The organism is Nocardioides jensenii JCM 1364 = NBRC 14755, from assembly GCF_001552535.1.
Lineage (GTDB): Bacteria > Actinomycetota > Actinomycetes > Propionibacteriales > Nocardioidaceae > Nocardioides > Nocardioides jensenii.
Map to the genome: position 1 here is coordinate 1 of NZ_BCRJ01000014.1, position 13308 is coordinate 13308.

Annotated in this window: 15 protein-coding genes; 6 read left to right on the top strand and 9 right to left on the bottom strand. The window is 69.1% G+C overall.

Annotated features, from left to right (window positions below):
- The first annotated feature begins 253 nt into the window (after positions 1-253).
- The 3 genes from NJ4_RS05980 to NJ4_RS05990 are packed head-to-tail and all read left to right on the top strand — an operon-like array spanning position 254 to position 3091.
- Positions 254-1546 (top strand): S8 family serine peptidase, encoded by a 1293-nt coding sequence (locus NJ4_RS05980; RefSeq protein ID WP_082748224.1) that lies wholly within the window; start codon positions 254-256, stop codon positions 1544-1546.
- Positions 1543-2346 carry a 2OG-Fe(II) oxygenase gene (locus NJ4_RS05985; RefSeq protein ID WP_067431680.1) on the top strand — a complete coding sequence of 268 codons (804 nt, stop codon included), beginning with the start codon at positions 1543-1545 and terminating at the stop codon, positions 2344-2346. Before NJ4_RS05980 ends, NJ4_RS05985 begins: the two co-directional genes overlap by 4 nt.
- Positions 2333-3091, top strand: a complete 759-nt coding sequence (locus NJ4_RS05990; RefSeq protein WP_067431681.1) for an SDR family NAD(P)-dependent oxidoreductase — start codon at positions 2333-2335, stop codon at positions 3089-3091. The genes NJ4_RS05985 and NJ4_RS05990 overlap by 14 nt, the downstream gene beginning before the upstream one ends.
- Positions 3092-3128: 37 nt before the next feature.
- Here the strand turns inward: NJ4_RS05990 and NJ4_RS05995 are convergent, their stop codons facing one another.
- The 4 genes from NJ4_RS05995 to NJ4_RS06010 all read right to left on the bottom strand — a co-directional run bounded on the left by NJ4_RS05995 (position 3129) and on the right by NJ4_RS06010 (position 5923).
- The gene (locus NJ4_RS05995) at positions 3129-3767 is read right to left on the bottom strand and encodes a hypothetical protein (RefSeq protein WP_067431683.1); all 639 of its coding nucleotides are present in this window, start codon (positions 3765-3767) and stop codon (positions 3129-3131) included.
- Positions 3767-4168, bottom strand: a complete 402-nt coding sequence (locus tag NJ4_RS06000; RefSeq protein ID WP_067431685.1) for a YbaB/EbfC family nucleoid-associated protein — start codon at positions 4166-4168, stop codon at positions 3767-3769. The genes NJ4_RS05995 and NJ4_RS06000 overlap by 1 nt, the downstream gene beginning before the upstream one ends.
- A 20-nt stretch (positions 4169-4188) precedes the next feature.
- Complete coding sequence (locus tag NJ4_RS06005; protein ID WP_067431688.1) at positions 4189-5223, bottom strand: hypothetical protein; 1035 nt, start codon at positions 5221-5223, stop codon at positions 4189-4191.
- Between the two features lie 106 nt (positions 5224-5329).
- On the bottom strand, positions 5330-5923 hold the full coding sequence (locus NJ4_RS06010; RefSeq protein ID WP_067431691.1) for a hypothetical protein: 594 nt from the start codon (positions 5921-5923) through the stop codon (positions 5330-5332).
- Between the two features lie 77 nt (positions 5924-6000).
- Here NJ4_RS06010 and NJ4_RS06015 point away from each other — a divergent pair, with 77 nt between their 5' ends.
- Together NJ4_RS06015 and NJ4_RS06020 are read left to right on the top strand one after the other, a co-directional pair.
- The gene (locus tag NJ4_RS06015; RefSeq protein ID WP_067431693.1) at positions 6001-6309 is read left to right on the top strand and encodes a hypothetical protein; all 309 of its coding nucleotides are present in this window, start codon (positions 6001-6003) and stop codon (positions 6307-6309) included.
- Position 6310: 1 nt separating this feature from the next.
- Complete coding sequence (locus NJ4_RS06020) at positions 6311-7141, top strand: hypothetical protein (protein WP_067431696.1); 831 nt, start codon at positions 6311-6313, stop codon at positions 7139-7141.
- A 53-nt stretch (positions 7142-7194) separates the two neighbouring features.
- Here the strand turns inward: NJ4_RS06020 and NJ4_RS06025 are convergent, their stop codons facing one another.
- The 5 genes from NJ4_RS06025 to NJ4_RS06045 form a co-directional block, all read right to left on the bottom strand.
- Positions 7195-7659: a YbaB/EbfC family nucleoid-associated protein gene (locus NJ4_RS06025; RefSeq protein ID WP_067431699.1), complete on the bottom strand. Its 465-nt coding sequence runs from the start codon at positions 7657-7659 to the stop codon at positions 7195-7197.
- A gap of 59 nt (positions 7660-7718) precedes the next feature.
- Positions 7719-8963: a S8 family serine peptidase gene (locus NJ4_RS06030; protein ID WP_067431701.1), complete on the bottom strand. Its 1245-nt coding sequence runs from the start codon at positions 8961-8963 to the stop codon at positions 7719-7721.
- A 73-nt stretch (positions 8964-9036) separates the two neighbouring features.
- A complete protein-coding gene (locus tag NJ4_RS06035; RefSeq protein ID WP_174524587.1) occupies positions 9037-9573 on the bottom strand; it encodes a DUF6542 domain-containing protein in 537 nt (178 codons plus the stop codon).
- Between the two features lie 133 nt (positions 9574-9706).
- Positions 9707-10855, bottom strand: a complete 1149-nt coding sequence (locus tag NJ4_RS06040) for a DNA recombination protein RmuC (RefSeq protein WP_082748229.1) — start codon at positions 10853-10855, stop codon at positions 9707-9709.
- An 80-nt stretch (positions 10856-10935) separates the two neighbouring features.
- Complete coding sequence (locus NJ4_RS06045; protein ID WP_067431703.1) at positions 10936-11916, bottom strand: GlxA family transcriptional regulator; 981 nt, start codon at positions 11914-11916, stop codon at positions 10936-10938.
- 70 nt (positions 11917-11986) lie between these two features.
- Between NJ4_RS06045 and NJ4_RS06050 the strand changes: the two genes are divergently transcribed.
- Positions 11987-13303, top strand: coding sequence for an MFS transporter (locus tag NJ4_RS06050; RefSeq protein ID WP_245644481.1), 1317 nt, complete (start codon positions 11987-11989; stop codon positions 13301-13303).
- The last annotated feature ends 5 nt before the right edge of the window (positions 13304-13308 follow it).

Below are 13308 nucleotides of genomic sequence, written 5' to 3' on the forward strand. Positions count from 1 at the left end.
CCGGCCCCCGCTCCTGCCCCAGCCGGGGCGAGTGGGCTGGCTCCGGCCGGGGGACCCGCAGGACTGGGGCCCGCCGCAGGTCTGGGACCTGCCGGCGCAGCGCCGGGAGGCGCGGGACCTGCCATGGCTCCGATGATGGGCCGTGGCGGCCAGGGCGAGGACAACGAGCAGGAGCGCTCCACCTGGCTCTCGGAGGACGAGGACATCTGGGGCGGCGAGGACGTGCCGCCGGACCTCACCTAGGGTGTCGCGCATGCGTATTTCCACTCTGGTCGCGCGGCGGTCTCGCCGCGCGACCATCGGAATGTTGTTCGCTGCTCTCGGGTCCTTTGCCCTGCTGGCGCCTGCGCCTGCCACGCCAGCGCTCCCGTCGAGCGCCGCGGACGTCCGGTCCGAACAATGGTGGCTCGACGTGCTCGGAGTCGAGAAGATCTGGCAGCGCCACACCAAGGGCGAGGGCGTGGTCGTGGCGGTCATCGACACCGGGGTGCATCCCGGTGGCGACCTGAAGGGCGCAGTGTTGCCCGGATCCGGTGCAGATGGATCGGGTCGCGGCGACGTCGGCGAGGACACGGAATACCACGGCACCACCATCGCCACCGAGATCGCGGGCCGGGGGTCCGGCCCCGGAGTGATGGGTGTGGCCCCCGGAGCCAAGATCCTCCCGATCAAGGTGCCCATGGTGAACCAGAGTGACTACACCGTGAAGGCCCTGCAGACGTTGACTGCCATGGATGATCCGCCCGAGATCGTGAACATGTCCTATGCCGGCTCCGGCAGCTGTAGCGACGAGGAACAGGCCGCTGTCCGCGCGGCCGTCGACAAGGGCATGATCCTGGTCGCCGGTATGGGCAACGACCACACGTCCTCGGACAACCCGCGAACGCCGGCCAGCTGCGCCGGTGTGATCGCGGTGGGCGCCTACGGCTACTTCGGAAACACCGCGGAGGGCCCCGATCTGCGCATCTGGGACGGCGCCGGCGAGGGCAGCGAGCGTCAGCCCTACACCGGACTGGCGGCTCCGGGCATGGACATGATCGCCTTCCCGCCCGGGTCGAACCAGCCCGTGTTCTTCGACGGGACCAGTGACGCGACCGCGGTCGCGTCGGGTTCGATCGCGTTGGTCCGGGCCACGTTTCCCGACATGCCTTCACGGGAACTGGTCGCCCGTGTGCTCTACACGGCCGAGCAGCGGATGACTGCCCAGGGCTCACGCAACGAGGCCTGGGGCTTCGGCGCGATCCGGCCCCGGCACGCGATCGAGGACACCGTCCCGGCCGATGCGCCGAACGAGATCTACGACGAGCTGGACAAGGTGGCACCGCCCGACGGCGCCGACCAAGGAGAGACGACAGTGCCTGACGAGGAGACCGCACCGCCTCAGGGTGGGGAACAGAGCGACGACGCAGGATCCGCGTCCTCGGACGACTCCGACGGCTCGATGACCGGCCTCCTCGTGGGCGGCGGTGTGTTGGCCGTGCTGCTCGTGCTGGGGATCCTGGTCCTTGCACGCAGGCGGACCGGCAGCAAGGGGCCCCTCTCATGACCCAGTTCAAGGAGTCGAGCGTCGAGGTCGCGAACGACACGGAACGCGAGTGGAACCTGCCCGACCTCCTGGCGCACCGCCAGTGGGTACGGCGGGAGTGGCCCTTTCCCTACATCGTGGCGCAGAACGTGTTCAAGGCCGAGTTCTACCAGGAGCTCGACGCGCAGTTCCGCGACCTGGAGCGCACCAACCCCGAGATGTTCCGTCGGGACATGAAGGGCTACGACGCATCGGCCACCGAGTTGTCGCACCACTGCGACGGCCCCCTGAGCGTCTTCGCGTCGCGGTCGTGGCACGACATGCTCGCGAAGATCTGGGGGGTTCAGGCCACCGGCGACGTCGCGGCCAGCCTGCACCACCACGAGCCGGGAGGAGCCAGCGGCTGGCCCCACAATGACCTGGCGAACGGGTGGTATCCCGATCGCGAGCTGAAGCCGGACGAGGTCCAGCTGTCGAACTCGGCCGAGGTGAACTACTACCACGGACGGGTCAAGCCGGAGACCCCCGCGCGCGAGACGGTTCGCGCCGTCGCGTTGCTCTACTACCTGGGAAACCCGGAGTGGCAGCCGGGTGACGGTGGTGAGACTGGCCTGTTCACCACGTTCAGCGGTGCCGGCCAGGGGCCCGCGGTCGTCGTACCACCGATCAACAACTCGCTGGTCATGTTCGAGTGCACGCCGTTCAGCTGGCATGCGTTCCAGACCAATCGCACACCACGCAATTCCCTGGTCTGGTGGCTGCACCGGACCAAGGAAGACGCCGTCGCCCGTTGGGGGGAGCAGAGCATTGTCTACTGGTGAGGCCCGCCGGGTCTGTGTCATCACGGGTGCCGGGGGAAAGCTCGGCAACGCCTTCTGCAAGCAGTACGCCGCCGACTACGACATCGTGGCGGTCTGCCGCACGCGCGTGCCGGGGGTCCCGTCGCAGTTCGAGAGCTATGTCGACCCGCTGGCCGTGGATGATTCGTCCGCCAACGCGAACCGGGTGTTCGTGGTCATGTCGGACCTGGCCAAGCCCGGTGAGGCCGACCGGGTGGTCGACCTCGTGCTGGCGCGCTACGACGGCGTGGACCTGGTGGTGAACAACGCCGCAGAGACTGCCTTCCACCCCGCTGGCCTGGTCGACAACGACGCCGCCTTCGCGGACTTCGATCGATTCTTCAAGGTCAACGTCAGTGTCCCGGCACAGTTCGGTGCGCTCTTCGCCAGGAAGTTCTGGACCTCGCGTGCGCACGAGAACCGCGAGCGCAACCGCAACATCGTGAACGTCTCCAGCCTCTCCGGAAACCGTGTCTACCCCGGAGGCGGCCAGGCGGTCTATGCCTCGTCCAAGGCGGCGTTGAATCACATGACGCGCTACATGGCCCAGGAGTTCGAGGCGTTCGGCGTGCGCGTCAACGGTCTCGCGCCGACGGCCTTCCCCGCGCAGGTCTCTTCCGAGACGGTGGCGGATGCCGTCGTACGCCTGGATCGCGAGTCCGTGACCGGGAAGATCCTGGTCGTGGACAGGGAGCCGCAACCCTCCGGAGACGGCGCCTCTTCCTGAGCTGAGCGGGCGGGCGGCTCGGGCCGGCGACCCGGGCTCAGGTCGCCGGCCCGGAGGATCGTTGACCGTTCAGCTCGGCGACGATCTGGCTCAGCCGTTCGGTTCGGTCTGCTGTGCGCAGCATCTTGCCGGGCCAGGCTGTCGGGCTGTCGACGGTGCGTTCCCAGTGCTGCGCGTGAACCGACGTGCGCGCAGTGTCGCGGAGTCGGTCTGCGACCTCCTCGGGCACTTCGAGCACCAGGACCCCGGACGGTGTGAGGCGCACGCCGGCCAGGTTCTTGACGGGCAGCTCGAAGTCCCAACCCTGGTAGGGCTCCGCACCTCTCGAGGCGGGGCTGAGTCGGCCACGAACGACTCCGTCGCGCAAGGCGAGGACGGGCTCGCCGGCGCCGTTCATCCACCACGACGTGCCGAGCATGCGCATGACGAGCAGGGCCACGAGGGCGATCACGACCACCGCGGACCAGGCGACGACGCGTCCCCAGGAGAAGTCCGGGTCCCGGGAGAGCTCGAGGGCCACCACCGGCATCGGGACAATGACCACGACGACGAAGAGAGCCACGAGGCATCCCTTCGTGGCCCGGGGGAGCGGCTGATCCATCGGGTCGACGGGTCGCGCACCGAAGCGCGCGAAGGCGCGCCACAGCCGCCGCTCACAACGCAGCTCGAACGGCATCAGGGTTTCTTGAACTGCTGCGTGATCTGCTCCAGACGGGCTCGCTGCTCTTCCATCTTCGCGCGCGCCTCCTCCATGTTCTTCATCATCTCCTCGGTGCCCGGCACCTTCACACCTGCGGCCGTGCCGGAGAAGTCGCCGATGATCTCCATCATCTTGGCTTGTGTTGCCTCGCCTGCGCGTTGCACGGCCGTGATGACCTTCTCGCTGAGTTCGTGGGTGTCGAGCCGTCGAGAGCGGGGATCGAAGTCGATGTTGATCAACCGGTTGCCGGGCCCACAGGTTGCGGTGACCAGCTCGTCGTCATCCGAGCCGGTGCCCGAGATGTCCTCGAGTCGCGTGGTGATCTGTTGTGCCTGGGCACCGAGGGTCTCGAACAGCTTCTGGTTCTCGGGATCCATCTCTCCTGCTTTCGGGATGCTTAGGCGTCGAAGTTCTCGTCGACGTGGAACTCTTGCATGTCGGGCGTGCCGTTGTTGTTGGTGTCGGGCGGGCTGATGAACGCGGCGATCTGGTCGGTGAGCATCCCCAGCACGATGGCCACCGGAGCGAGCGAGCCACCCACACCGAGCATGCCGACCACCCACGTGCTGCTGAGGGCCGCGCTGGTCGAGTGCAACACAGCCTGGACGGCGGGTGCCTGCGGGCCGACGCTGGCGAGGTGCATGGAGATCAGCCAGGCGAGGAAGCCGACCGCGAACGCGGCCAGGGCAGCCCACAGGATGCTCAGCGTGATCGTCACCGCGACGAGCACGTCGCCGACGGCGTCGATGAAGCTGACCATGGCGGCCAGGTGGGCCGTGAGCTCGGAGGACATCGACGTGAACCCGAGGGCCCCTTCGCCCTCCCAGCCGTTGGCGGCGTGACTCAGTGCCGTCGAGAGGGCGGTGTTGACCTGTTCGCCGAGCATGTCGGCCTCGGCCTTCAAGACGCTCGCTGCGTCGGCGATGGACGGGATGTTCGCGATGAACAGGGTGGCGGTGATCGCCGCGGGAATGAAGGCCGGCGACAGGCCGGCACACGCCGCCAGGGTCCCGCTGGTGCCGTAGATGGCTCCCGCGGAGATCAGGGTGACTGCGAGCCCGGCGGGCGCGGCGACTGCGTTTCCGAGGGCCGGGCCGAACGACTCGCCGAAGCTGGCCGGCCGGTGGCCGGGGCCGCCGAAGCCGGAGATGTTGAGGTCTTCGGCGGCGTTGAACTGCGTCGCGGTCTGCTCGAGGGCGGTGGCGATGTCGCCGACGATGTCCTGCGCACCCTCGAGGTCGAGCGCGATGAAGTCCAGCCGGCTGCGATACATGGCGTCCAACCACGAGAGCGCGATCCCGAACCCCGGCATGTCGACCTGGCCGTTGGTGCGGAGGTTCTGGGCCGACGCGCCATAGGCGGGAGCCACCTCCCCGGACAGCTCGGTGGCGGCGTCGGTCAGGTTGCCGGGTTTGACGGTGAAGTCGCCCATGTTCATCCTCCGAAGGATTGTTTGGTTGCACCCCGACTACCCCTGGCCCGATCACGGCAAACCCGGATGCCCGTACAGGATGGCCGGCCAGGCCCAGACATTCCGGTCAGGGGGCCGACACCGTGGTGCGTTTCTGGATCATGCACACGGTCCAGCCGATGGTCAGGGCCCGCACCCCGAGCTGGGCAGCGTCGGTGAACGACACGCGGAATCCCCAGTCCCCACGGGTCTGGTGAGTGATCTCGCCGGCCGGGGCACGGTCGGCGTCGAGGAGTCGGTACATCAGGATCGGCTGGGTGCGCCGTTCACCGAGCGCGGGAACGAGCTCTCCGATGCGAGAGTCGTCGGGACCCAGGAGGTCCAGGGGCGGCATGCCTCTCATACGACTGGTGGGGGCCACGCGGCCGAGCGTGGTGCCGTCGGCGAGGGCGATGACGGGGCTCGGTCCCCGCAGAGCCTCCTTCGGCTTCACGATGCCGAGGAGGCGGCTGCCCGCCAGGTCGGTCACGTCCCACTCGTAGCGGGCCGTCCCGGAGTTCCCGATGGCACGAGCGAGTTGGCTCCCGCCTCCGGCGCGGTCCTCCACGGTGGCCAGCGCGGTGCCGTCACCGGACCGGATGGTGCAGTGCGTCGTCTGGCTCAGGAATCCGCTGTCCCTGGGGGCGATGAACAACTCGTCGGACTGGAGGAGTGGGACCATGCCCCTCAGTCTGGCAGGGTGGACGCGAGCTGTGTCCGACAGGTTTGCACCCCATCAACTCTGGAGAGGTTCGAGGCATGAGTGGCGAGGAGCGAGTCCATCCTGAACTACTGCGCGGCAAGGCGGGTGACTTCGAGACCGAGGTCGCCGCGCCCCTGAACCGGGCCACCCAGATCCTGCAGGGGCCACCGAAGGATGTCGCGTTCGCCAACTTCTCCTGGATGGGCTATCTCCTCGGAGCGGCGTACGTCGAAGCGCTGAACTACACCTTCGCCGACCTGGACACCAAGACCACCCTCCTCAGCGAGTTCCGCACCCGGCTGGAGTCCACGGCCCAGACCTGGGAGACCGCCGAGGACGCAAGCACCGTGGAAACGGGAGAGTGACATGAGCAACCCGATGGATCCGCTCAACGAACTGGCCATGGCCGGGTTCGTGACCACCTGTGCCGCCTCGACGATCATCCCTGTGGGATGGGCGTGCGCCGGCGAGATGGTGATGATGATGGGCGATCCGGGGGCGCTGCTCGACGCGGGCCTGGCCTGGCTCGACGCGGCCCAGGAGATCCAGGACTCGCTGAACGCCAACATGGATCTCACCAACGCGTTGGGCGCCACTGGCTGGAGCGGATCGGACTTCGACGAGTTCACCGGGAAGGCCGCGGACCTGTCGCGGCAACTGATGGTGACCATGTCGATGGCCTACATCATCGGCACCATCCTCATCCTTGCCGCAGTGGCGATGATGATCGCCTGCCTGGTCATCTTCGCGATCGGTGTGGGGTTCGGCCTGTGGGCTGCCGCCATCATTGCTGCGGCAGCGTCCGTCGTGGGGAACTTCGGTCCCGTCGAGGTGCTCATGTTCGACGCGAACATCTGGGCCATCGAGGTCGAGGCCAACCTGATGTCGATGGCCGGAACCATGGACACCACCTTCAACGTGATGGCCGGTGTCATCACGGCGGCCCTCGCCGCGGACGTCGGCCTGCAGGTCGCCTTCGGCAATGACGAGGCGCTCGGCGATCTCGCCCAGGCCACCGTGGTGAGCGTGCCCACCATCACCACCGGGCTCGTGTCGAAGTTCTTCCTCGGCAAGGTGGGCGCGGGGATGAAGCCGCCGTTCAGCAACCCGATCCTTCGCGGACTCGGCATCTTCATGGGCAGCACCGGAAGGGACCCGGTGGCCGAGGTGACCGAGCCGATCGACCCGTTCCGCTGATCGGCCCACCGGCCGACTGCTCGCCGGGCCGCGCGGCCCGGAGCGGACCTCGCCTACTGACCTGACTTGTTGCGGAACTGCTCCACGAGCCCCTGGAGGTCGCTCATCCCGCGGGCGTAGGCCTCACTGATCTCGGCCACGTTGGCCTGGGCCTCGTCGAGGTCGAGCGTCGGAGGTTGCTGGCCGAGCTCGGTCAGCGTCTCGCGGCGACGCGCTTCGAAGTCCTCACGGGCCAGGCGGCTGACCCGCACGATCTCGGCGGCCAGGTCCACGGAGGGCATCCGCATGGCGCGGGGGTCCAGGGTCAGGCCGCAGAAGCCGTCGGCGGCGTTGTAGGTCGCCTTGATGTACTCGTCGTCGTCCGTGGCCACACCCTCGAGATCCTTGATCTTGTCCTGGGCGTCCTTCATGGCCGTCATGCGGGCCTGCATGTTCTCCGGGAGCCCCTCGGCGCGCAAGGACCCGGCAAGGTCCTGGAACGACTTGAGGCTGGAGAGGTCCGGACGTGGGAAGTTCATGGGTGCTCCTGGATCGCGTGTCTCGTCGTCATCATTGAATCATCTCGTCCACGAGGCAATCACCGGGACGACGAGGCCCCGGAGTCGGCCTGACGACGTTCGGCCGTGTGCCGCCATGCGACGCTGCCGACGGCGAAGAGCAGACCCGCGCCCAGCAGGCCCGCGGCGACTGCGTAGGCCCGGTCTCGCAGGGTGTGGTCGGGCGGGTCCGGGAGGTCCGGTGCGGGGACGGGGGGCGCGGACTGGGCCTTCGGCAGGATCCGCGAGTCGTCGCGCTCGGCGGTGACCGCCAGATAGGGGTTGACGATGCCCCAGCCATAGCCGTCGTCGGGCACACTCACCCCCGGCCGATCGGCCGTGGCCTTGATGCGATTCACGACCTCGGCGGCGGAGAGGTCCGGGTGGCGCTCGAGGATGAGTGCAGCGGTGGCACTCACGAACGGGGCCGCGAAGCTCGTGCCCTTCCGGGCGGCGTAGCCCTCGATCTGTGTGGGGGTGACGATGTCGTTGCCCGGGGCGGACACCCCGACGTAGTCACCCGTGACCGAGAACGACGCCAGCTGGTCGAAGGCGTCGGTCGCGCCGACGGCGATGAGGTTGTCGAACTCCTTCTCGCCCGCATACTCGGCCGGGTAGGTCTCCGGCGGTCCGTCGCCCTCGAGGTTGCCGGACGCGATGACGACCACGACGTCCTTGCGCCGTGCGTGCTCCAGGGCCGCCCGCAGCTCGGGGGTGTCCGACGCCGTCAACGACAGGTTGATGATGTCGGCGCCGCCATCGACTGCGAGGGTGATGCCGCGCGCCAGGGTCGGTGAATCGCCTCCGAAGTCCATGGCCGCGCTGTCGAGAAACTTGATCGGCATGATGGTGGCATCGGGCGCGAGCCCCATGAACCCGAAGCCATCCTGTTGCGGGGACGCGATGACCGAGGCGACCCCCGTGCCGTGGCCGCCCTCCTTCTCACAGTCCAGGATGTCGGCGCCCCCGAGTGGTGGCCGCATGACGTTGAAGGGCTTGGTGATCGCGATCGTGCGCGTCTGCGGGTGCAGCTGGGTCAAACCGCTGTCAACGACGGCGACGGTGACTCCGCGCCCGGTCGCGAACTGGTGCACGCGGTCGAACCCCAGTCGTTGTTGTGCCCAGGGGATCTCGGCCGGGGCGTCCCCGCCCTTCGCGACCTGACAGGTCGGAGCCACGGCGGCAGGGGAGGGTGCGGCCCATGCGGGGACCACGAGCGAACCCAGGGCGAATGCCAGGGCGGCGGCCAGGTTGATGCGCCTCATCGGTCCGTGGAGCTTGCTCACCCGAGTCAGGTTAGTCTTCGCGACCGCGCTGGCAACAACCGGGAAGCCCCGGCGTGCTGACCGGGTCTCGTGATCAGCCGGACACGTACCGCGACGGCGAGGGCGTCCTGGAACCGTGGTCGGTGGACGCGGTTGACCGCGTCGCGCTCGTGGGGTGCTGGTCTCCGAGTGGCCCGGGTGTCGGCACCTTGACGCGTGGCGCTTCGCGGCGACGCTTGCGGAACACGTGCTGGCGGATCGCGAGGGCGCCCAGGCAGAGGGCATACCCGGTGATGAGGGCGCCGGCGTGGTGCGCCAGGCCTGCCACGACTGCTTGCACGACACCGTCGCCGGCATCGGCGATGACGCCGGGGGAGGCGAACGCGAGCAGGCAGAAGATGCCGAGCATCATCAGCGGTGGCAGGACCCCCACGGTGAACGAGTCGGCGAGTCGCACCCGCAGTGCCATGATCACGCAGGCAGCCACGAACGCACCGTCGAAGAGCCAGGTGATCTCGCGGTGGATGGCCAGGTCGAGGATCACCGCGGTGAGCGCGATGGCGATCCCGAGAGCGGCTACCAGCCGTCCGGGTTCGGTGCCCTCTTCCCAGAGGGTGCGCGCACGGGCCACAGGGCCACGGTAGGGCCGAGTCGCCTTCCGGGACGCGCGGCGCGCCGGTTCATGCTTCTCGGACCGACGCGGCTGGGGGATCGCTCGACGAGCACCGGGTGGGCGCTGTCGGTTCTCGGACACGAAGGTCACCCTAGCCAGTGCGGCGTTCGTCGCCCACCTCCGGCCCGGTCGGGGTCGCTGCGGGGAGCTCGCCGCGAGGCTCGGCGACGGCGTCGAGCAGCTCGCTGGCGGTGAGCGGCCGGGGAGAGTCACTGACCGAGGTCGGGGCCTCGAGGGCCTCACCGCTGACGCCCAGCTCGTCGAACCGGCGAGCGGTCACGAACACGCGAGACTCCAGGGACCCGACGGCACGGTTGTAGGCCTCGACCGAGGACTTGAGCGAGCGGCCGACCTTGTCGAGATGGCCCCCCATCACTCCGAGGCGGGTGTAGAGATCGCGACCGAGCTCGTGGATCTGGCGCGTCTGGTCGACCAGCCGTTCCTGGGTCCACCCGTGGGCGACGGTCTTGAGCAGTGCGATGAGCGTCGTCGGCGTGGCGAGCACGACGTTGCGCGTGGCGGCGTACTCCAGGAGCGCTCGATCGCCGTCGAGGGCGGAGGAGAGGAAGGACTCGCCGGGCAGGAACAGCACCACGAACTCGGGCGCATCGGTCAGCGCCTGCCAGTAGCGCTTGGACGACAGTGCGTCGACGTGGCCACGGACCTGGCGGGCGTGGCGCGCCAGGTGGGCCTCACGGATGTCGTCGTCGTCAGCCTCGGTGGCGGTGAGGAACGCGTCGAGCGGGACCTTGCTGTCGACCACCACGTCGCGACCACCGGCGAGGTGGACCACCATGTCCGGCCTGAGAGCGGCCCCGTCGACGACCACCTGGTGCTGCTCGGTGAAGTCGCACCGGTCGACCAGACCGGCCAGCTCGACGGCGCGACGCAGCTGCATCTCGCCCCACTGGCCCCGCACCTGCGGCTTGCGGAGGGCGGTGGAGAGGGACGAGGTCTCACGACGCAGCCCCTCGGCGGAGAGGCGCACGTCTTCGACCTGCTGGCGCAGCTGTCCCTGCCAGGCAGCCCGGTTGTGCTCGAGGTCGCGCATCTGGTCGGCGAGCCGATCGAGCCCGTCCTTCAGGACGGTGTCGTCGGCGACGCGCCGCTCGAGCGCGGCCACCGACTCGCGCGCGTCCACGGCAGTGACGCTCTCTCGCGAGCGTGCCCACGCCAGGATCGCGAGCGCTCCGAGGAGCGTCCCGACCGCGAGGCCGATGAGAAGCATCAAGATCTCCATGCCCTCGAGCATGGACCAGACCACCGACAGTGGCGGACAGGTAGGCGGCCAGCGCCCACCGCGCCGTCCCTCCGTCCGGCTCAGCCGGCAGCTCCGAGCGCCCCGCGGAAGGTTCGACGGTAGGCGCTCGGCGACACCCCGGCCACGGTGCGCAGGTGTTGGCGCAGCGAGGCGCCGGTGCCCAACCCGGCGCGCGCCGCGACCAGGTCGACGGGCAGATCGGTGGTCTCGAGCAGCCGCTGGGCGTAGCGGATGCGCTGGGCGGTGAGCCAGGCACCGGGGGAGTGGCCGGTCTCGGCGCGGAAGCGTCGGGCAAAGGTACGCACGCTCATCCGCGCCTGGGCAGCCAGCTCGCTCACCGCGATCGGCAGGTCGAGGTGGGCCAGGGCCCAGTCACGGGCGCCCGCGGTCGACTCGTCGACTGCCTCGGGCAGCGGCTTCTCGATGAACTGGGCCTGGCCGCCGTCGCGCCACGGCGGCACGACGCAGTAGCGCGCGACGTGATTGGCCACGTCGCTGCCGTGGTCGTGGCGGACGACGTGCAGGCAGAGGTCCATGCCGGCGGCCAGCCCGGCCGAGGTCAGCACGTCGCCGTCGTCGACGAAGAGTGCGTTCTCGTCGAGGTCGACGTGGGGGTAGAGGGAGCGGAAGGACTCGGCGTGCGACCAGTGGGTGGTCGCTCGGCGCCCGTCGAGCAGGCCGGCCGCGGCCAGCACGAAGGCACCGGTGCAGATCGACATCAGGCGGGTGCCCGGGCGGATCAGGTCGAACGCGGCCCGCAGGTCGGGCGTCAGTACGCCGTCGTGGCGCGGCCCCCGGGTCTGGGTGCCGGGAATGATCACGGTGTCGGCGGTCGCGATGGCCCCGATGCTGCTGTGTGGCGCGATGTCATAGCCCGACGAGGTGGAGACGGGCTTCCCGTCGAGGCTGGCCACCGTGACGTCGTACCTCGGGGCGGCGTCGTCGGTGTTGGCCGTGCCGAAGACCAGGGTCGGGATGACGAGGTCGTAGCCGATCACCGGCGGCAGCGCGAGAACGACGATGCGGTGCGGAACGCTCATGGCAGGATTCTTTCATACATTGGCCATTCGGCCACTCGTTCGTCGAGTTGATCTCCGCGAAAATCATCGGGTGATCGACTCCGAGCCCCTGGCCGAACGCCCGCCCAAGACCCCGCGACTGCACCCTGCCTGGACGGTTGCGGTCGTCGCGTTCGTGACCCTGGTCGGTGCTGCCGCCTTCCGTTCCGTGCCCGGCATCCTGCTCGACCCCTTGCACCACGAGTTCGGTTGGGCGCACGCCACCATCGGCTCCGCGGTCTCCCTCAACCTCGTGCTGTTCGGCCTGATCTCACCGTTCGCGGCCGCACTGATGGACACCTTCGGCGTGCGTCGCGTGGTGATCCTCGCCCTGCTGCTGGTCTCCCTCGGCAGTGGACTCACCGTGTTCATGACCCAGCCGTGGCACCTGGTCGCCACGTGGGGCCTGCTGGTCGGCGTCGGCACAGGGTCGATGTCGATGGCGTTCGTCGCCACCGTCACCAGCCGCTGGTTCGTCGCGCGACGCGGTCTCGTGGCCGGCATCCTGACCGCAGGCTCGGCCACCGGCCAGCTGATCTTCCTGCCGCTGATCGCGATGGTGGCCGGCAACCACGGATGGCGAACGGCGTCGCTCCTGGCCGCAGGGGCTGCACTGGCCGTCGTACCGATCGTGTGGCTGTGGCTGCGTGACCACCCGCACGACCTCGGCGTCACGGCCTACGGCGCGACGGAGGAAGACCCCGGGCCCGACCGGCACACCGGTGTCGGATCGAGCGCCGGCCGCGCGATCCGGGTGCTGATCACGGCGCTGGGCTCGCGCACGTTCTGGCTGCTGAGCCTGGGCTTCGCGATCTGCGGCATGTCGACCAACGGGCTGATCCAGACGCACTTCGTGCCGGCCGCGCACGACCACGGCATGCCCACGACCCTGGCCGCCGGGCTGCTGGCGGTGATCGGTGTCTTCGACGTCGTCGGCACCATCGCGTCCGGATGGCTCAGCGACCGGGTCGACCCGCGGCTTCTGCTGGTCGTCTACTACCTGCTGCGTGGTGTCTCACTGATGCTGCTGCCCTCACTGCTCGGCCCGAGCGTCGAGCCGCCGACGTGGGCGTTCATCGTGTTCTACGGCCTCGACTGGGTGGCCACGGTGCCGCCCACGGTGCTGCTGGCACGCGAGGCGTTCGGAGCCGACGGGCCGATCGTGTTCGGCTGGATCTTCGCCTCCCACCAACTCGGTGCCGCGGTCGCCGCGACCGGCGCCGGATTCATCCGTGACGTGCAGGGAACCTATGCGCCGGCGTTCGTCATCACCGGGGCGCTGTGCCTGGTCGCTGCCGTGGCCTCGGCCTCGATCCGCCGGGTGCCGGTGGTCGACGCGCCCTCACCACAGCCGGCGCTGATGGACTGAGCCGG

Excerpts from the sequence above, each read along its gene's own strand:
- NJ4_RS05980 (WP_082748224.1), top strand. The coding sequence starts at position 254 with ATGCGTATTTCCACTCTGGTCGCGCGGCGGTCTCGCCGCGCGACCATC.
- NJ4_RS05985 (WP_067431680.1), top strand. The coding sequence starts at position 1,543 with ATGACCCAGTTCAAGGAGTCGAGCGTCGAGGTCGCGAACGACACGGAA.
- NJ4_RS05995 (WP_067431683.1), bottom strand. The coding sequence starts at position 3,767 with ATGCCGTTCGAGCTGCGTTGTGAGCGGCGGCTGTGGCGCGCCTTCGCG.
- NJ4_RS06000 (WP_067431685.1), bottom strand. The coding sequence starts at position 4,168 with ATGGATCCCGAGAACCAGAAGCTGTTCGAGACCCTCGGTGCCCAGGCA.
- NJ4_RS06005 (WP_067431688.1), bottom strand. The coding sequence starts at position 5,223 with ATGGGCGACTTCACCGTCAAACCCGGCAACCTGACCGACGCCGCCACC.
- NJ4_RS06010 (WP_067431691.1), bottom strand. The coding sequence starts at position 5,923 with ATGGTCCCACTCCTCCAGTCCGACGAGTTGTTCATCGCCCCCAGGGAC.
- NJ4_RS06015 (WP_067431693.1), top strand. The coding sequence starts at position 6,001 with ATGAGTGGCGAGGAGCGAGTCCATCCTGAACTACTGCGCGGCAAGGCG.
- NJ4_RS06020 (WP_067431696.1), top strand. The coding sequence starts at position 6,311 with ATGAGCAACCCGATGGATCCGCTCAACGAACTGGCCATGGCCGGGTTC.
- NJ4_RS06025 (WP_067431699.1), bottom strand. The coding sequence starts at position 7,659 with ATGAACTTCCCACGTCCGGACCTCTCCAGCCTCAAGTCGTTCCAGGAC.
- NJ4_RS06040 (WP_082748229.1), bottom strand. The coding sequence starts at position 10,855 with ATGGAGATCTTGATGCTTCTCATCGGCCTCGCGGTCGGGACGCTCCTC.
- NJ4_RS06045 (WP_067431703.1), bottom strand. The coding sequence starts at position 11,916 with ATGAGCGTTCCGCACCGCATCGTCGTTCTCGCGCTGCCGCCGGTGATC.